The organism is Pseudomonas sp. SC11 (assembly GCF_047039205.1).
Taxonomy (GTDB): Bacteria; Pseudomonadota; Gammaproteobacteria; order Pseudomonadales; family Pseudomonadaceae; genus Aquipseudomonas; species Aquipseudomonas boreofloridensis.
Map to the genome: position 1 here is coordinate 4,137,083 of NZ_CP178183.1, position 19,036 is coordinate 4,156,118.

Here is a 19,036-nt window from a genome sequence, read left to right on the forward strand (position 1 = left end):
GAGTGGCCGACGCACCTTCGCGTGCCGTCCGCCCACGGGCCGAGCTAACTGACTGGATGGAACGGTGGGCGCCCACAAGGCGCCCGAACACTATAGAAACTGTGGAGACACCCACCCATGCACACCGACACAACTCGCGAGAACCCGCAGGCCAAGGCGCCGCAGGCCACCGATTCGAATCAGGATCTGGCTGCGACCGCTCCGGGCCAACTGCGCGTGATCAAGCGTAACGGCACTGTCGTGGCCTACACCGACGACAAGATCACCGTTGCCATCACCAAGGCGTTCCTCGCAGTTGAAGGCGGCACCGCCGCCGCTTCGTCGCGTATCCACGACACCGTCGCGCGCCTGACCGAACAGGTCACCGCCACGTTCAAGCGTCGGATGCCGTCGGGTGGCACCATCCACATCGAAGAAATCCAGGATCAGGTCGAACTGGCCCTGATGCGTGCCGGCGAGCAGAAAGTCGCCCGCGACTACGTGATCTACCGTGACCAGCGCGCCAAAGAACGTGCCACTCGCGCCAACACCGACTCGGTGGTCGAGCCGCACCCGAGCATCCGCATCACCCTGGCCGACGGCAGCCTGGCGCCGCTGGACATGGCGCGCCTGAACACCATCATCAGCGAAGCCTGCGAAGGCCTGGCCGAAGTCGATGGCGAACTGATCCAGCGCGACACCCTGAAGAACCTCTACGACGGCGTGGCCCTGAAGGACGTCAACACCGCCCTGGTGATGACCGCCCGTACCCTGGTCGAGCGCGAGCCGAACTACTCGTTCGTCACCGCCCGCCTGCTGATGGACACCCTGCGCGCCGAAGGCCTGGGCTTCCTCGGCGTGGCCGACAGCGCCACCCACCACGAGATGGCCGAGCTGTATGCCAAGGCCCTGCCAGCCTACGTCGCGAAAGGCGTCGAGTTCGAGCTGCTTGACCCGGCCCTCAAGGGCTACGACCTGGAGCGCCTGGGCAAGGCCATCAACCACGAGCGTGACCAGCAGTTCACCTACCTGGGCCTGCAGACCCTCTACGACCGTTACTTCATCCACAAGGATGGCGTGCGCTTCGAACTGCCGCAGGTGTTCTTCATGCGCGTGGCCATGGGCCTGGCGCTGCAGGAAAAAGACCGCGAAGCCCGTGCCATCGAGTTCTACAACCTGTTGTCGTCGTTCGACTACATGGCCTCGACCCCGACCCTGTTCAACGCCGGTACCCTGCGTCCGCAGCTGTCGAGCTGCTACCTGACCACCGTTCCGGACGACCTGTCGGGCATCTACAAGGCCATCCACGACAACGCCATGCTGTCCAAATTCGCCGGTGGCCTGGGCAACGACTGGACCCCGGTGCGTGCTTTGGGTTCGTACATCAAGGGCACCAACGGCAAGTCGCAGGGCGTCGTGCCCTTCCTCAAGGTGGTCAACGACACCGCCGTGGCCGTCAACCAGGGTGGCAAGCGCAAGGGCGCGGTCTGCGCCTACCTGGAAACCTGGCACCTGGATATCGAGGAATTCCTCGAGCTGCGCAAGAACACCGGTGACGACCGTCGTCGTACCCACGACATGAACACCGCCAACTGGATTCCAGACCTGTTCATGAAGCGTGTCTTCGACGACGGCAAATGGACCCTGTTCTCGCCTTCGGAAGTGCCGGACCTGCACGACCTGACCGGCAAGGCCTTCGAAGAACGCTACGAGTACTACGAAGCCCTGACCGAGTACAACAAGATCAAGGTGTTCAAGACCGTCCAGGCCAAAGACCTGTGGCGCAAGATGCTGTCGATGCTGTTCGAGACCGGCCACCCTTGGCTGACCTTCAAGGACCCGTGCAACCTGCGCTCGCCGCAGCAGCACGTGGGCGTGGTGCACAGCTCGAACCTGTGCACCGAGATCACCCTGAACACCAACGCCGACGAAATCGCCGTGTGCAACCTGGGTTCTATCAACCTGCCGAACCACATCGCCGATGGCAAGCTGGACACCGCGAAACTGGCGCGTACCGTCAAGACCGCCGTGCGCATGCTCGACAACGTGATCGACATCAACTACTACTCGGTGCCCCAGGCGCAGAACTCGAACTTCAAGCACCGTCCGGTCGGCCTGGGCATCATGGGCTTCCAGGACGCGCTGTACCTGCAGCACATCCCGTACGGCTCGGACGCGGCCGTCGAGTTCGCCGACAAGTCCATGGAGGCAGTCAGCTACTACGCCATCCAGGCCTCGTGTGACCTGGCCGACGAGCGCGGCGCCTACCAGACCTTCGACGGTTCCCTGTGGTCCCAAGGTATCCTGCCGCTGGACTCGCAGCAGATCCTGATCGAGGCCCGTGGCGCCAAGTACATCGACGTCAACCTGGAAGAGTCGCTGGACTGGGCTCCGGTGCGCGATCGGGTCAAGAAAGGCATCCGCAACTCGAACATCATGGCCATCGCACCGACCGCGACCATCGCCAACATCACCGGCGTATCGCAGTCGATCGAACCGACCTACCAGAACCTGTACGTCAAGTCGAACCTGTCGGGCGAGTTCACCGTGATCAACCCGTACCTGGTCCGCGACCTGAAAGCCCGCGACCTGTGGGATTCGGTGATGATCAACGACCTGAAGTACTACGACGGTTCGGTGCAGCAGATCGAGCGTATCCCGCAGGAGCTCAAAGACCTGTACGCCACGGCCTTCGAAGTCGACACCAAGTGGATCGTCGATGCCGCCTCGCGTCGCCAGAAGTGGATCGACCAGGCTCAGTCGCTGAACCTGTACATCGCTGGCGCCTCGGGCAAGAAGCTGGACGTGACCTACCGCATGGCTTGGTACCGTGGTCTGAAGACCACCTACTACCTCCGTGCCCTGGCCGCCACCAGCACCGAAAAATCGACCATCAACACCGGCAAGCTCAACGCCGTTTCCAGCGGCGGCGACAGCGCCCCGGTCCAGGCCGCAGGCCCTGCGCCAGTGCCGAAGGCCTGCGCCATTGACGAGCCGGATTGCGAAGCCTGCCAGTAAGGCTTGGCTGAGGCTTCCCCCGGGAAGCCTCTTTTTCCGTGTCACCACACGGAACCCTGTGGCAGCGGGTTTACCCGCGACGAGGCCGGCATTGCCGTCGCCTGCCGCACAGCCAAACACAATAAGCCTGGGCGCCATTGCCTGGGCCAGCCCCGCAAAGGGCAATCAGATTTGCGTGCACGGTAGTACCCCCTTCGGGACCAAAGCAGCGCAACCAAGATCCACCGGCCATACTCCAGAGATGGCCCTCAAGCAGGAGCACTTAGCATGCTGAGCTGGGACGAATTCGACAAAGAAGATGACGGCGAAGTCGCCGCCAAAGGCAACCCCCCCGCACAGGCCCACGCCGCCGCGACCCTGGACAAGCTGGACAGCGCCGGTGGTGCCGCCGCCCTGGAAGCCCGTGCCGCCACAGCTGCCGATTCCGAAGCCGTGAAGCGCGCCAAGGCCGCCCTCGACGCCCTCGACATCGCCGAGGGTTTGGCTGAGCTGGAAGGCTCGTCGGCGCGCGTCGCCGTTGACGAAAAGCGCATGATCAACTGCCGCGCCGATCTCAACCAACTCGTGCCTTTCAAGTACGACTGGGCCTGGCAGAAGTACCTCGATGGCTGCGCCAACCACTGGATGCCGCAAGAGGTCAACATGACCGCCGACATCGCACTGTGGAAGAGTATGGACGGCCTGACCGAAGACGAGCGCCGCATCGTCATGCGCAACCTCGGCTTCTTCTCCACCGCCGACTCGCTGGTCGCCAACAACCTGGCCCTGGCCGTCTACCGCCTGATCACCAACCCCGAATGCCGCCAGTACATCCTGCGCCAGGCCTTCGAAGAGGCGATCCACACCCATGCCTACCAGTACTGCATCGAGTCGCTGGGCATGGATGAAGGCGAGATCTTCAACATGTACCACGAGATCCCGTCCGTGGCGAAGAAAGCCGCCTGGGGCCTTAAGTACACCCGCGCCATTTCCGATCCGGAATTCAACACCGGCACCGTCGAAACCGACAAGGAACTGCTGCGCAACCTGATCGCCTACTACTGCGTCCTGGAAGGCATCTTCTTCTACTGCGGCTTCACCCAGATCCTGTCCATGGGTCGCCGCAACAAGATGACTGGCGTCGCCGAGCAGTTCCAGTACATCCTGCGCGACGAGTCGATGCACCTGAACTTCGGTATCGACGTGATCAACCAGATCAAGATCGAGAACCCGCACCTGTGGGATGCGGCGATGAAGGAAGAAGCGACCCAGATGATCCTGCAAGGGACTCAGTTGGAGATCGAATATGCCCGCGACACCATGCCACGCGGCGTACTGGGCATGAACGCGGCAATGATGGAGGACTACCTCAAGTTCATTGCCAACCGTCGTCTGACTCAGATTGGTCTCAAAGAAGAGTACCCAGGCACCACCAACCCGTTCCCATGGATGAGCGAAATCATGGACTTGAAGAAGGAGAAGAACTTCTTCGAGACGCGCGTGATCGAGTATCAGACCGGCGGGGCGTTGAGCTGGGATTGATGAAGAAGCCACCGAAAGGTGGCTTTTTTGTACCTTTGATTGGTATCGAAGGGCCTAGTACATCCTCAAGGCTGTGGGGCATCTGCCTCGACCCGCTCCACTACCACTTCCTGCTGCGTCAGCAGATCAGTCAGAATGATATCGCGCTCATTCAAATCGGGCGTAATCATCACCGAACGAATGAGGCGAATCGTTTCCCCGCCACGAGCTTGAGTATTCTCGAACGTCACGACGATCGACTTGTTGCGCCAGTGGGCGATATCAAAGCCGCCTGCTGCCAGAAATACCTCGATATTGCGCTCGTCGTTGAATGCCTTGGCCGGTAGCACCAGCGGCCGGTCGTTGAGGAATACTTGATAATACTGATGGGTGCTCGCAGGAAAGTTGTGCTGGACCACATGTTCGATTCGCCAGTGGTAAACGGTGTTCTCGTATACCACGTGACGCTCTGTCTGGTGGCCGCTGCAGGCGGCGAGCAGCGGCATGGCCAGCAGACCAAGTCTATTTCGGAGAGTACGCAGAATCATCGTGGAGGTTCGCTGTAGTTCAACATTACCGGGGCTATAGCCTACGCATCCTGTAGGCCAGCGCGCAATGCGGCGAAGACGCTGGCGCTTGCTTCGACGGCCTGCACCAATGTGACTTTGTTCGTCCACAGCGAGTCGACGACACCCTCGGAAAAGATCTCCAGAACGTAGTTGCCGTGGTAACCGCAGGCGCTCAGCTTCTCCAGCAGCGGACAAACGGTAGGTGGCGCCCCAGCGCGCGGCGATCATGCAGCGAGCGCGGACGACGCCAGTCGGCCAGTTGCACCCGAAACAGCCTTTGGGCACTGATGCTCTCAAGCAGCCCGACATCTTGCCAGCTGTTGTACAAGTCCAGACACCTGCGTCCTCTTGCAAGGTCAATGGTGCGGTGGTGATCTGGCTAATGGCCAGGTTGCGCAGAGTACCTCCAGGATGGTGTGGATGAGCGAGGTGATGACCCCACCTTTCACAGGTAGCCAAATAGGCTCACTGGTTCAGATAACCCTCAATGTTCGATCAGATGCCGGTGGCTGCGCAGGTAAGTCACTAGACGATCAATGAGGCTCCGCACCTCGGCCGAGCCAGATGTGCTCTCCCGCTGTGATACAGGATTGGGCCAGAGTGACTCTTCGAATACCGTCAGCACGCCATACCGTTAGGCTGATCCTGCGCACAATTAACTGACGCGAGCATGTCTGCGGGAAACAATTGCTCGTTTGGCCTGAAGAAATGGTTACATTGGCCTACGCTGCTTTATTCAATGCATGGGCCGATGATGGTAACGATAAAGCGCTCGGATGGCCTCAAGCAACTGCGGCACGCAGGCTTGACGATCCGCGGCGCTCATTGTATCGAGCAGTTCGACGTTGTCTTCAAGACCGTGCAGGGAAATCGCCTTTAGCAAGGCGTCCTGTTCGCGGGGCAGGGTCGGCCATTGAGTGACTTGAGTGCCACGCATGTAACCGAAGCACCATTCCTCCAGCACGATGACCGTGCCCTCCTCGGTCTCGCTCTCTTCCAACAGCGGTTGGAATCGATCAAGGTCATCGGCCAACTCCTCGGCGACCTGACTGGCGTAGCGCAACATCAGCGCGGTATAGGCTTCTTCATGGGCGGGCTTCTTGAATTTTGGCACCTTGCCGCCTGCGACGGCCGGAAGCCAATGTTCAGGCGTGACCTTGACTGGCGAACTGGCCAAGGCGGTAAAGAAGCCGTTGAGTTCAGCAAGGTTGATCACTGAGTATTCATTACCGTAGCTGATCAACAGATCTTCAAGACGATTGAGTTCTTTTTCACTCAGAGTGGGCAGCATGGGACAGTCCTGGATAAGGGAAGATGCACCCTAGCACAGGCACGGCGAAGGAAGGATTTTGCTGGAAGGGGCATGCTGGCTAGTGGTGGCCAAGCCAGCCGACATTCGAGGTCGATGGTCAGTTGGAAGAAGCCGCCTGCACTAGCCAGAGGTAGTACAGGCGGGGGCGTCGCTGAGTCAAACAGCTAGTGCGCGCTCACGCAGCTCGCTATTCAAGATCCGGTCGTTCTCGCTGTAATCGACCGGGCAATCGATGACGTGCACGCCTGGCGTCTTGATGCAGTGCTCCAGCAGCGGCAGCAGCCCCTCGGCGCTTTCCACGCGGTGACCATTGGCGCCGTAGGCTTCGGCATATTTGACGAAGTCGGGGTTACCATAGTCCAGGCCGAAATCGGTGAAGCCCATGTTGGCCTGCTTCCAGCGGATCATGCCGTAGCCGTCGTCGCGCAGGATCACCACGGTGATGTGCATGCCCAGACGCACAGCTGTTTCCAGCTCCTGACTGTTCATCATGAAGCCGCCATCGCCGCACACCGAGATCACCGGGCGGTCCGGGTACACCAGGTGCGATGCCATGGCCGACGGCAAGCCAGCGCCCATCGTCGCCAAGGCGTTGTCCAGCAGTACGGTGTTGGGTTTGTGCGCTTTGTAGTTGCGGGCGAACCAGATCTTGTAGATGCCGTTGTCGAGGGCGACGATGCCTTCGGACGGCAGCACGCGACGGATGTCGGCCACCAGACGCTGCGGGTAGACCGGGAAGCGGTCGTCGTCGGCGCCTTCGACGATCTGCGCTTCGTTGGCTTCACGGATGGCCATCAGGCGGGTGAAGTCCCAATGCGAGGTGTCGCCCAACGCTTCGCTGATCTGCCACACGGCGTTGGCGATATCGCCAATCACTTCGACCTGCGGGAAGTATACCGCATCCACTTCCGCCGAACGGAAGCTGATGTGGATGACTTCGGTACCGCCGCGGACCATGAAGAACGGCGGCTTCTCGATCACGTCGTGGCCGATGTTGATGATCAGGTCGGCCGCTTCGACAGCGCGGTGCACGAAATCACCAGACGACAGCGCAGCGTTGCCCAGGAAACGCGGGTGACGCTCGTCGACCACACCTTTGCCCATCTGCGTAGTGATGAACGGGATGCCGGTCTTGTCGATGAGCTGCTTGAGCACCTTGGCAGTCATCTTGCGGTTGGCACCGGCGCCGATCACCAGGATCGGATTGCGTGCGTTCTGCAGTTTCTGCACGGCGGCGTCGATGGCCACGTGCTCGGCCAGCGGACGGCGGTGAAGGCTGCGCGGGATCGGCAAGGCATCGGTCTGCTCGGCGGCGATGTCTTCAGGCAACTCCAGGTGCACCGCGCCGGGTTTCTCTTCTTCGGCCAGGCGGAAGGCTTCGCGCATACGGGCCGGAATGTTGTCGGCCGAAGCGAACTGGTGGGTGTACTTGGTGATGGGGTCCATCATGCCGCACACGTCGATGATCTGGAATCGACCCTGCTTGGACTTCTTGATCGGCTTCTGGCCAGTAATCATCATCATCGGCATGCCGCCCAGATAGGCGTAGGCGCTGGCGGTGACCAAGTTGGTCGCGCCGGGACCCAGGGTCGACAGGCTGACGCCGGTCTTGCCGGTCAGGCGTCCATAGGTTGCAGCCATGAAGCCTGCGGATTGTTCGTGGCGGGTCAGTACCAGCTTGATCTTCGACTTGCGCAGGGATTCGAGCAGGTCGAGGTTCTCCTCGCCGGGGATGCCGAACACATACTCGACACCTTCGTTTTCCAGGCATTGCACAACGACATCGGCGGCCTTGGCCATCTTGCTTCTAACCTCAAGTAATAGGACGGTGAAAGTCCAGAAATGCGCAGCGCGCTATGCTGGCATCGCTCGGTCCAGGTGCCAGGATTGTCCCGAACCTAAGTCTTGACGCAGGGTAGGTACGGGGAAGTCACGTATTGTGACAGCAACATTGTCGCACCAATGAGGCCACTTGCGTGGCGGCCGGAGGGCAAAGAGACAGCTAACTGATGGTGGCGCTTTTTTAGCGCACCAAAGACAAAACCCCTACCTGCTCGCGCAGATAGGGGTTTTGCGAAATGAATCTTGACGATGACCTACTCTCACATGGGGAAACCCCACACTACCATCGGCGATGCATCGTTTCACTGCTGAGTTCGGGATGGGATCAGGTGGTTCCAATGCTCTATGGTCGTCAAGAAATTCGGTTGCCAGTGCGTCCCTGCGGACACCCCAGCCTATTCGGATATGTGATTCTGTGGTTCGTCGCGAACTTTCGGTTCTCTCGTCTTCACCACCACAATTCGGCGCTCACGCTCAAATTGCTTGGGTGTTATATGGTCAAGCCTCACGGGCAATTAGTATGGGTTAGCTCAACGCCTCACAGCGCTTACACACCCCACCTATCAACGTCGTAGTCTTCGACGGCCCTTCAGGGGATTCTAGATCCCAGTGAGATCTCATCTTGAGGCAAGTTTCCCGCTTAGATGCTTTCAGCGGTTATCTCTTCCGAACATAGCTACCCGGCAATGCCACTGGCGTGACAACCGGAACACCAGAGGTTCGTCCACTCCGGTCCTCTCGTACTAGGAGCAGCCCCTCTCAAATCTCAAACGTCCACGGCAGATAGGGACCGAACTGTCTCACGACGTTCTAAACCCAGCTCGCGTACCACTTTAAATGGCGAACAGCCATACCCTTGGGACCGGCTTCAGCCCCAGGATGTGATGAGCCGACATCGAGGTGCCAAACACCGCCGTCGATATGAACTCTTGGGCGGTATCAGCCTGTTATCCCCGGAGTACCTTTTATCCGTTGAGCGATGGCCCTTCCATACAGAACCACCGGATCACTAAGACCTACTTTCGTACCTGCTCGACGTGTCTGTCTCGCAGTCAAGCGCGCTTTTGCCTTTATACTCTACGACCGATTTCCGACCGGTCTGAGCGCACCTTCGTACTCCTCCGTTACTCTTTGGGAGGAGACCGCCCCAGTCAAACTACCCACCATACACTGTCCTCGATCCGGATCACGGACCTGAGTTAGAACCTCAAGGTTGCCAGGGTGGTATTTCAAGGATGGCTCCATGAGAACTGGCGTCCCCACTTCAAAGCCTCCCACCTATCCTACACAAGCAAGCTCAAAGTCCAGTGCAAAGCTATAGTAAAGGTTCACGGGGTCTTTCCGTCTAGCCGCGGATACACTGCATCTTCACAGCGATTTCAATTTCACTGAGTCTCGGGTGGAGACAGCGCCGCCATCGTTACGCCATTCGTGCAGGTCGGAACTTACCCGACAAGGAATTTCGCTACCTTAGGACCGTTATAGTTACGGCCGCCGTTTACCGGGGCTTCGATCAAGAGCTTCGCTTGCGCTAACCCCATCAATTAACCTTCCGGCACCGGGCAGGCGTCACACCCTATACGTCCACTTTCGTGTTTGCAGAGTGCTGTGTTTTTAATAAACAGTCGCAGCGGCCTGGTATCTTCGACCGGCATGGGCTTACGGAGCAAGTCCTTCACCCTCGCCGGCGCACCTTCTCCCGAAGTTACGGTGCCATTTTGCCTAGTTCCTTCACCCGAGTTCTCTCAAGCGCCTTGGTATTCTCTACCTAACCACCTGTGTCGGTTTGGGGTACGGTTCCCAGTTATCTGAAGCTTAGGAGCTTTTCTTGGAAGCATGGCATCAACCACTTCGTCGCCTAAAGGCAACTCGTCATCAGCTCTCGGCCTTGAAATCCCGGATTTGCCTAAGATTTCAGCCTACCACCTTAAACCTGGACAACCAACGCCAGGCTGGCCTAGCCTTCTCCGTCCCTCCATCGCAATAACTGCAAGTACAGGAATATTAACCTGTTTTCCATCGACTACGCTTTTCAGCCTCGCCTTAGGGACCGACTAACCCTGCGTCGATTAACGTTGCGCAGGAAACCTTGGTCTTTCGGCGTGCGAGTTTTTCACTCGCATTGTCGTTACTCATGTCAGCATTCGCACTTCTGATACCTCCAGCAAGCTTCTCAACTCACCTTCACAGGCTTACAGAACGCTCCTCTACCGCATCACCAAAGGTGATACCCGTAGCTTCGGTGCATGGTTTGAGCCCCGTTACATCTTCCGCGCAGGCCGACTCGACTAGTGAGCTATTACGCTTTCTTTAAAGGATGGCTGCTTCTAAGCCAACCTCCTAGCTGTCTAAGCCTTCCCACATCGTTTCCCACTTAACCATGACTTTGGGACCTTAGCTGACGGTCTGGGTTGTTTCCCTTTTCACGACGGACGTTAGCACCCGCCGTGTGTCTCCCATGCTCGGCACTTGCTGGTATTCGGAGTTTGCATCGGTTTGGTAAGTCGGGATGACCCCCTAGCCGAAACAGTGCTCTACCCCCAGCAGTGATACATGAGGCGCTACCTAAATAGCTTTCGAGGAGAACCAGCTATCTCCGAGCTTGATTAGCCTTTCACTCCGATCCACAGGTCATCCGCTAACTTTTCAACGGTAGTCGGTTCGGTCCTCCAGTCAGTGTTACCTAACCTTCAACCTGCCCATGGATAGATCGCCCGGTTTCGGGTCTATACCCAGCGACTAAGCGCCCTATTAAGACTCGCTTTCGCTACGCCTCCCCTATTCGGTTAAGCTCGCCACTGAATATAAGTCGCTGACCCATTATACAAAAGGTACGCAGTCACCTAACAAAGTAGGCTCCCACTGCTTGTACGCATACGGTTTCAGGTTCTATTTCACTCCCCTCTCCGGGGTTCTTTTCGCCTTTCCCTCACGGTACTGGTTCACTATCGGTCAGTCAGTAGTATTTAGCCTTGGAGGATGGTCCCCCCATGTTCAGACAAAGTTTCTCGTGCTCCGTCCTACTCGATTTCATTGAAAAGAGATTTTCGTGTACGGGGCTATCACCCACTATGGCCGCACTTTCCAGAGCGTTCCACTAATCTCAAATCAACTTAAGGGCTGGTCCCCGTTCGCTCGCCACTACTAAGGGAATCTCGGTTGATTTCTATTCCTCAGGGTACTTAGATGTTTCAGTTCCCCTGGTTCGCCTCTTGCACCTATGGATTCAGTACAAGATACCTAGGTTATCCTAGGTGGGTTCCCCCATTCAGAGATCTCTGGATCACAGTCTGTTTGCCGACTCCCCAAAGCTTATCGCAGGCTACCACGTCTTTCATCGCCTCTGACTGCCAAGGCATCCACCGTATGCGCTTCTTCACTTGACCATATAACCCCAAGCAATCTGGTTATACTGTGAAGACGACATTCGCCGAAAATTCGCACGTCGCTCTTTCGAGCAGAACTCACAAATTTTACCTCAGCCTGATTTCCAGCAGTGAAACTGGTCATCAGTCTGTATCTATCACATATCCGAATTTTTAAAGAACGATCTGGCAAAAGCCAGAAATCAACATTCCAACGCGGCGTCAACGCGACGCGCGAATGCTCATTTCTGAGTTCTAACAGTGCTGTACAAAGGTGGTGGAGCCAAGCGGGATCGAACCGCTGACCTCCTGCGTGCAAGGCAGGCGCTCTCCCAGCTGAGCTATGGCCCCGTGTATCTGCTACATCTCGTAGGCCGCACCAAGTAATTGGTAGGTCTGGGCAGATTTGAACTGCCGACCTCACCCTTATCAGGGGTGCGCTCTAACCAACTGAGCTACAGACCTATAACAGGGTCGCGTTACAGCATCGTCTTTTCACAATGAATCAAGCAATTCGTGTGGGAGCTCATCAGCAGGCTGATGTCTTCGATTAAGGAGGTGATCCAGCCGCAGGTTCCCCTACGGCTACCTTGTTACGACTTCACCCCAGTCATGAATCACACCGTGGTAACCGTCCCCCCGAAGGTTAGACTAGCTACTTCTGGTGCAACCCACTCCCATGGTGTGACGGGCGGTGTGTACAAGGCCCGGGAACGTATTCACCGCGACATTCTGATTCGCGATTACTAGCGATTCCGACTTCACGCAGTCGAGTTGCAGACTGCGATCCGGACTACGATCGGTTTTGTGAGATTAGCTCCACCTCGCGGCTTGGCAACCCTCTGTACCGACCATTGTAGCACGTGTGTAGCCCAGGCCGTAAGGGCCATGATGACTTGACGTCATCCCCACCTTCCTCCGGTTTGTCACCGGCAGTCTCCTTAGAGTGCCCACCATAACGTGCTGGTAACTAAGGACAAGGGTTGCGCTCGTTACGGGACTTAACCCAACATCTCACGACACGAGCTGACGACAGCCATGCAGCACCTGTGTCAGAGTTCCCGAAGGCACCAATCCATCTCTGGAAAGTTCTCTGCATGTCAAGGCCTGGTAAGGTTCTTCGCGTTGCTTCGAATTAAACCACATGCTCCACCGCTTGTGCGGGCCCCCGTCAATTCATTTGAGTTTTAACCTTGCGGCCGTACTCCCCAGGCGGTCAACTTAATGCGTTAGCTGCGCCACTAAAATCTCAAGGATTCCAACGGCTAGTTGACATCGTTTACGGCGTGGACTACCAGGGTATCTAATCCTGTTTGCTCCCCACGCTTTCGCACCTCAGTGTCAGTATCAGTCCAGGTGGTCGCCTTCGCCACTGGTGTTCCTTCCTATATCTACGCATTTCACCGCTACACAGGAAATTCCACCACCCTCTACCGTACTCTAGCTTGCCAGTTTTGGATGCAGTTCCCAGGTTGAGCCCGGGGCTTTCACATCCAACTTAACAAACCACCTACGCGCGCTTTACGCCCAGTAATTCCGATTAACGCTTGCACCCTCTGTATTACCGCGGCTGCTGGCACAGAGTTAGCCGGTGCTTATTCTGTCGGTAACGTCAAAATTGCAGAGTATTAATCTACAACCCTTCCTCCCAACTTAAAGTGCTTTACAATCCGAAGACCTTCTTCACACACGCGGCATGGCTGGATCAGGCTTTCGCCCATTGTCCAATATTCCCCACTGCTGCCTCCCGTAGGAGTCTGGACCGTGTCTCAGTTCCAGTGTGACTGATCATCCTCTCAGACCAGTTACGGATCGTCGCCTTGGTGAGCCATTACCTCACCAACTAGCTAATCCGACCTAGGCTCATCTGATAGCGCAAGGCCCGAAGGTCCCCTGCTTTCTCCCGTAGGACGTATGCGGTATTAGCGTTCCTTTCGAAACGTTGTCCCCCACTACCAGGCAGATTCCTAGGCATTACTCACCCGTCCGCCGCTGAATCGAGAAGCAAGCTCCTCTCATCCGCTCGACTTGCATGTGTTAGGCCTGCCGCCAGCGTTCAATCTGAGCCATGATCAAACTCTTCAGTTCAATACTGCTTGGGTTTTTAAGAAACCCTAAACTTGGCTCAGCAATCTCAAATGACTATGTGATTTCTCGCATGGCCACTTGTGATGCTGATAATCTATGCGACGATCAGTCCGTACTCACAAGCACCCACACGAATTGCTTGATTCGATTTGTTAAAGAGCGTTTGGCTAAGAGCGTTTCGTCTCAACCGAGGCCGCGCATTCTACAGCAGCCTTACTTCGTGTCAAGCGTTTATTTTGAAGTTTTTTTGAAACGCTTTCATTCGAAAGCTTTCAACCTCAACAACTAACCGCCTGTCTCGCTGCGTGCATCGCTGCGAGGAGGCGAATAATACGCGCTTTGAAATCAGAGTCAACACCTTGATCCAAAAAAGTTTTATCGGCCTCCATCAGGCTTCCAGCAACTAATTGCGGCGCAGTCGATCTGTAGAGAAACATCCTTGGAGCAGGCGCATCATGAGCGAGGCGGAAAACGAGAAGACCCCAGGATTGTCGGCAGACGAAGAACAGGAGGTCAGCCACAACCAGCCCCCCAGGCCTGCGGTATTGCACGAAATCATCCGCTTCCAGGGCGATCATGAATTGGAGCGTACCTTGGCGGCGCTCTGGTGGTCGGCCTTGGCAGCGGGCTTGACCATGGGCTTGTCGCTAATGGCGATGGGCTTACTTTATTCACGCTTGCCGGACAGTGAAAGCAGCCAGGTGATTGCCAGTCTCGGTTACAGCGCGGGCTTTCTGGCCGTGATCCTGGCACGCCAGCAACTGTTCACTGAAAACACACTCACCGCAGTGCTGCCGGTAATGACCGCCCCTACCCTGGGCAACTTCGGCCGTTTGTTGCGCCTGTGGTCGATGGTGCTGCTCGGCAACCTGGCTGGCACCTTGCTGGTAGCCTGGGTGATGCTCGAGCTGCCGATCTTCGACACCAAGACCGACATGGCCTTCCTGGAAGTCGGGCGCAAGGTCATGCACAACGACCTGGGTCAGATGTTCGCCAAGGGCATCGTCTCAGGCTGGATGATCGCCACCATGGTGTGGATGATTCCCTCGATGGAACACGCCAAGATCTGGATCATCCTGATGATCACCTATCTGATGGCCCTGGGGGACTTCACCCACATCGTCGTCGGCTCCGTGGAAGTGTCCTACTTGGTATGGGCCGGCGAAGAAAGCTGGCGCACGTTCTGGCTGGACTTCGCACTGCCGACACTGGCCGGCAACATCATCGGTGGCAGTTTCATCTTTGCTCTGATCAGCCACGCGCAGGTGCGTAGCGACAGTGGTAAGGCCCCCTCGAAGTTGCTGAAGGACGAAGAACAGGAAGAGGCCAAGCAACGTAACCACGACTGACGTTTAACGGGCAGGCGTAGTCCGTTGCCACCACGCGCGCCCGCGGTGCGGGCTGTCGAGGCAGATCCGCTCGCCCATCTGCGGTGTACTCAGGTCGACCCCGGCAGCGGCTGCCAGCGCGACGATACGCTCGAAAGGCTCCTGCCAACTGTGCATGGCGAGGTCGAAGGTGCCATTGTGGATCGGCAGCATCCAGCGTCCACGCACATCCAGATGAGCCTGCAGGCTCTGTTCAGGCTGCATATGCACATTCGGCCACGCCACGTTATAGGCGCCGGTCTCCATCAACGTCAGGTCGAATGGACCATAGCGCTCGCCGATAGCGCGAAAGCCTTCGAAATAACCTGTGTCTCCACTGAAGAACACACGGCGCTCGCCATCGATCATGACCCACGAAGCCCACAGGGTGCTGTTGCTGTCGAACAGACCGCGACCTGAAAAATGCTGAGCAGGCGTAGCGATGAAACGCACGCCGTCTACCTCAGCTTCTTGCCACCAGCCAAGCTCACACACCTTGCTGTGCGGCACGCCCCAGTGGATGAGGCGCTGACCGACACCCAACGGCGCCAGAAACCGTCCGGTGCGCGGCGCCAGCCGGCGCACAGCAGACTCGTCCAAGTGATCGAAATGGTCATGGGAAAGAATCACGGCTGCCAGCGGCGGCACTTGCTCCAGTGGCAGCGGCGCGGGATGAAAGCGCAGCGGCCCCGCCCATTGCACCGGTGAAGCACGCTCAGCGAAGACCGGATCGGTGATGAAGTAGCGTCCGCGCAGCTTGAGCAATACGGTGGAGTGACCAAGCCGCCACAGGCTGCGGTCGGGGGCATCCAGCACCTGTTGGCGAGTCATCGGTAGCAGGTCGGGCATGACCGCCGGACGCGTGTGCGCCGGCTTGCGTCGCAGCAGATACTTCAAGCCGATGCGCAACTTCTTGCCCACGCCGTCCTTGGGCAACACGGCACCATTATGGAAACGCCCCTCGCTGAAGCGTGCCGGCGGACCTGGCGGAGGATCGATCGCGCTCATGGAAACAGACCCTCTAAAAAGAAACACAAGGGAGTCATCCTAACTCACGGTGATCCGCATAACCGTGAATTGGCTTGTAAGGTCATTTTTCATGAATGAATCATTGTCCGACAATCTTCATGCAACTTATGCGATAAACGCCGCCTGTATAAAAGAACGACAGACATGATAGACAACAGAAGTGGCAAAGGACTCTCCTTCGTCAGGCGCATCTACGTGCCACGCATCATCGGCATGGGTATTGGCCTGTTCAGTGTCATGGCGGCGATGGCACCGCTGCATCCAGCGCCTTGGGTATGGCTGCTGATGCTGTTCAACGGCCTGGTGTGGCCACACCTGGCGTATCAGTGGGCCATACACTCGCCAGCACCGTATCGCGCCGAGCAGCGCAACCTGCTGCTCGACTCGCTGGGTGGAGGCTTCTGGGCGGCAGCCTTTCACTTCAATCCGCTGCCCACCGTAACCATTCTATCGATGATGACCATGAACAACGTGTCGGCCGGAGGCAAGCGGCTACTGCTGCGAGGTGTACTTGCGCAAGTAGTCGGCATGCTGCTCGCCTTGGCACTGTTCGGCCCGGGCCTGCAACTGCAGGCGACCTCGCTGCAGGTCTACGCCTGCCTGCCGATGTTGACCTTGTACCCGGTCGCGCTGGGTTGGGTCTGCTACCGCCTGGCGATCAAGCTGGCCGAGCACAAGGGACGGCTCAGCGCACTGAGCCGCACCGACAGTCTTACTGGACTGCTCAACCATGGGTCATGGAAGGACCTGCTGCTGCTCAGGTTCCAGATGTGCCAGCAGCAACGGACGCCTGCGGTCATCGCACTGATCGACATCGATCATTTCAAGGCCATCAACGACACATTCGGTCATGTGGTAGGCGACTGCGTGCTGCGCCAGCTGAGCCTGGAGATTCGTCACCTGCTGCGCGCCGACGACCTGGCTGGACGCTACGGCGGCGACGAATTCTGTCTGATCCTGCCCGATACCGACCAGCATCAGGCTGGCCTGGCCATGGAGCGTCTGCGCCAGCAAGTCAGTGCCTATCGCAACCCGCAGCTACCGGAACTGCGTATCAGTCTGAGCATCGGCCTCTCGGTCTATCACGAAAGCTTGAAAACGCCGGAGCAGTGGCTGGAGGATGCCGACAAGGCGCTTTATGCAGCCAAGCACCAAGGCCGCAATCAGGTGAACTTCGCCCACCGCGAGGTGGTGCCGCTTAGGCTGGCCTGACGCGCCCCTTACTGCGCCAGGCTGCGCTCGGCGACAATTTCCGGTAGATCGGTGCGACGCAGGTAAAGACGCAATGGCTCGCCGATGTTCAATCGATCGTCCACATGCTGCGCCAACAGCAGCGCCAGACGCTCTCGACACAGTGCCATGCGCTGACCCGATGCCGGTTGCCAGACGAATTCGGCGCACGGGACAATACTGTCGTCGGCGACGTCCATCCCAAAGGCATCTTCGCTGAAACGCACGATATACGCCCCTCGCTTGCGGTGAAAACCGACAAAACCCTTGAGTTGATCAGCAGCGCTGCAAATATCTTGTGAAGTGATGGCCATGACGTTACCTCGCAAAGAAATTGGAAGGAACGCACGCAGGCAGACGGTTGCCTCTGACGGGCAACGCGCAGGTGGTTTCCTGCGCAGCCTACCGCAACCCGCGCTACCCGTGCCAAGGTTTTACATCGCGCCCCCAAAGGCGCGCTAGACTGATGATCGCCAGCTTGCAAGACCACTCCAGAGGACATCAGCAAAGCACTATGACCGACGTGACTTCCGACCTTGCCACTATTGCGCGGATCAATGCTGTGCCCGCGATTCTTCAGGTGATCTGCGAGACCAGTGGGCTGCGATTCGCGGCTGTGGCACGGGTAACGGACGACAGCTGGACGGCCTGCGCCGTGCTCGACAACCTGGGCTTCGGCCTCAAGGTCGGGGGTGAGTTGGACGTCGCCAGCACCCTCTGCCATGAAATCCATAACACCCGGCAGACCATCGTCATCGACAAGGCCAGCGAAGACTCCGTTTACTGCAACCATCCGACCCGGCGCAAATACCGTTTTGAAAGCTACATCTCGGTACCGGTCATTCGGGCCGATGGCAGCTTCTTCGGCACCATCTGTGCACTCGACCCCAAGCCGGCCCGCCTGAAGGGCACGGCCATAGAACCGATGATGGCGTCTTTCGCGCGCCTGTTGTCGATACAGATCGAAAGCGAGGAAAGCGTCCAGCGCACCGAACTTGCCTTGCGTGAGGAGCGCGCCATGGCCGAGGTGCGCGAGCAGTTCATTGCCGTGCTCGGGCATGACCTGCGCAATCCGCTGTTCGCCATCACCGCAGGCGCCGAACTGCTTGCCCAGCGCCTGAGCGATGAGAAAAGCCGGGCCATCGCCCGGCACATTCTGACCTGCGGCCGACGGGCCGCGCACTTGGTGCGCGATGTGCTGGACTTCGCCCGCGGACGTCTCGGCGCTGGCATACCCTTGAATCTGCAATCTTGCCCAGACCTTGCTCAAGCCCTGAGTCATGTAGCGTCTGAACTGCAGCGAGTGCACCCGCAGCGCCGGATCCTGCTGGATATCGGACCGATCGAAGGACTGCGCTGCGACCGCGAACGGGTGACCCAGCTACTCTCCAACCTGATCGCCAATGCCTTGGAGCATGGCGACCCCGACGGGCCGGTGTGGGTCTGCGCCAACCTTCAGCCCGATGCCTTCGTGCTGAGCGTGCGCAATACCGGAGAGCCCATCGCGCCGCAGGCCATGGGACAACTGTTCCAGCCCTTCACCCGTCAGGTCAGTACGGCCCCTCAGCAAGGACTCGGTCTAGGCCTGTACATCGCCAACCAGATCGCCCTGGCCCACGGGGGTTCCATGGAAGTGTCGTCCAGTGCCGAGCACGGCACGCTATTCAGCTTCCGCCTGCCACTGGCACCCACGTAAGCCAACGCCTCCTCAAGCACAGACGCCGGCACGCTGCCTAG

The 19,036-nt window shown here is 58.1% G+C and carries 10 protein-coding genes, 2 tRNA genes and 3 rRNA genes; 5 read left to right on the forward strand and 10 right to left on the reverse strand.

Annotated features, from left to right (window positions below):
* The first annotated feature begins 117 nt into the window (after positions 1 to 117).
* Positions 118 to 2,997: a ribonucleoside-diphosphate reductase subunit alpha gene (locus ACK2SD_RS18465; RefSeq protein WP_039576021.1), complete on the forward strand. Its 2,880-nt coding sequence runs from the start codon at positions 118 to 120 to the stop codon at positions 2,995 to 2,997.
* Positions 2,998 to 3,264: 267 nt separating this feature from the next.
* Complete coding sequence (locus ACK2SD_RS18470; protein WP_304484623.1) at positions 3,265 to 4,518, forward strand: ribonucleotide-diphosphate reductase subunit beta; 1,254 nt, start codon at positions 3,265 to 3,267, stop codon at positions 4,516 to 4,518.
* A 65-nt stretch (positions 4,519 to 4,583) separates the two neighbouring features.
* On the opposite strand, the gene ACK2SD_RS18475 is transcribed toward ACK2SD_RS18470, so the two are convergent.
* From ACK2SD_RS18475 to ACK2SD_RS18510, 8 genes are all read right to left on the reverse strand, one after another.
* Positions 4,584 to 5,045 (reverse strand): hypothetical protein, encoded by a 462-nt coding sequence (locus tag ACK2SD_RS18475; RefSeq protein WP_029612937.1) that lies wholly within the window; start codon positions 5,043 to 5,045, stop codon positions 4,584 to 4,586.
* Between the two features lie 757 nt (positions 5,046 to 5,802).
* Positions 5,803 to 6,357 (reverse strand): UPF0149 family protein, encoded by a 555-nt coding sequence (locus tag ACK2SD_RS18480; protein WP_029612939.1) that lies wholly within the window; start codon positions 6,355 to 6,357, stop codon positions 5,803 to 5,805.
* 177 nt (positions 6,358 to 6,534) lie between these two features.
* On the reverse strand, positions 6,535 to 8,178 hold the full coding sequence (locus tag ACK2SD_RS18485) for an acetolactate synthase large subunit (RefSeq protein ID WP_039576017.1): 1,644 nt from the start codon (positions 8,176 to 8,178) through the stop codon (positions 6,535 to 6,537).
* Between the two features lie 283 nt (positions 8,179 to 8,461).
* Positions 8,462 to 8,577, reverse strand: a 5S ribosomal RNA gene (gene rrf / locus ACK2SD_RS18490).
* 137 nt (positions 8,578 to 8,714) lie between these two features.
* Positions 8,715 to 11,606: ribosomal RNA gene (locus tag ACK2SD_RS18495) — 23S ribosomal RNA — on the reverse strand.
* 254 nt (positions 11,607 to 11,860) lie between these two features.
* Positions 11,861 to 11,936, reverse strand: a tRNA-Ala gene (locus ACK2SD_RS18500).
* Between the two features lie 37 nt (positions 11,937 to 11,973).
* Positions 11,974 to 12,050 (reverse strand) — tRNA-Ile (locus ACK2SD_RS18505).
* Between the two features lie 86 nt (positions 12,051 to 12,136).
* Positions 12,137 to 13,673, reverse strand: a 16S ribosomal RNA gene (locus ACK2SD_RS18510).
* Together the 16S, 23S and 5S rRNA genes with 2 tRNA genes alongside form the textbook arrangement of a ribosomal RNA operon.
* Before the next feature lie 455 nt (positions 13,674 to 14,128).
* On the opposite strand from ACK2SD_RS18510, the gene ACK2SD_RS18515 reads away from it, so the two are divergent.
* The gene (locus tag ACK2SD_RS18515; RefSeq protein ID WP_412460535.1) at positions 14,129 to 15,022 is read left to right on the forward strand and encodes a formate/nitrite transporter family protein; all 894 of its coding nucleotides are present in this window, start codon (positions 14,129 to 14,131) and stop codon (positions 15,020 to 15,022) included.
* A gap of 3 nt (positions 15,023 to 15,025) precedes the next feature.
* On the opposite strand, the gene ACK2SD_RS18520 is transcribed toward ACK2SD_RS18515, so the two are convergent.
* Positions 15,026 to 16,048, reverse strand: a complete 1,023-nt coding sequence (locus ACK2SD_RS18520) for an MBL fold metallo-hydrolase (protein ID WP_412460536.1) — start codon at positions 16,046 to 16,048, stop codon at positions 15,026 to 15,028.
* Between the two features lie 165 nt (positions 16,049 to 16,213).
* On the opposite strand from ACK2SD_RS18520, the gene ACK2SD_RS18525 reads away from it, so the two are divergent.
* Positions 16,214 to 17,281, forward strand: coding sequence for a diguanylate cyclase (locus ACK2SD_RS18525; RefSeq protein WP_304484065.1), 1,068 nt, complete (start codon positions 16,214 to 16,216; stop codon positions 17,279 to 17,281).
* An 8-nt stretch (positions 17,282 to 17,289) separates the two neighbouring features.
* Here ACK2SD_RS18525 and ACK2SD_RS18530 read toward each other — a convergent pair whose 3' ends face one another.
* The gene (locus ACK2SD_RS18530) at positions 17,290 to 17,613 is read right to left on the reverse strand and encodes a DUF2025 family protein (RefSeq protein WP_412460537.1); all 324 of its coding nucleotides are present in this window, start codon (positions 17,611 to 17,613) and stop codon (positions 17,290 to 17,292) included.
* A 200-nt stretch (positions 17,614 to 17,813) separates the two neighbouring features.
* On the opposite strand from ACK2SD_RS18530, the gene ACK2SD_RS18535 reads away from it, so the two are divergent.
* Entirely contained in the window at positions 17,814 to 18,995 is a 1,182-nt protein-coding gene (locus tag ACK2SD_RS18535; protein WP_412460538.1) for an ATP-binding protein, read from the forward strand.
* The last annotated feature ends 41 nt before the right edge of the window (positions 18,996 to 19,036 follow it).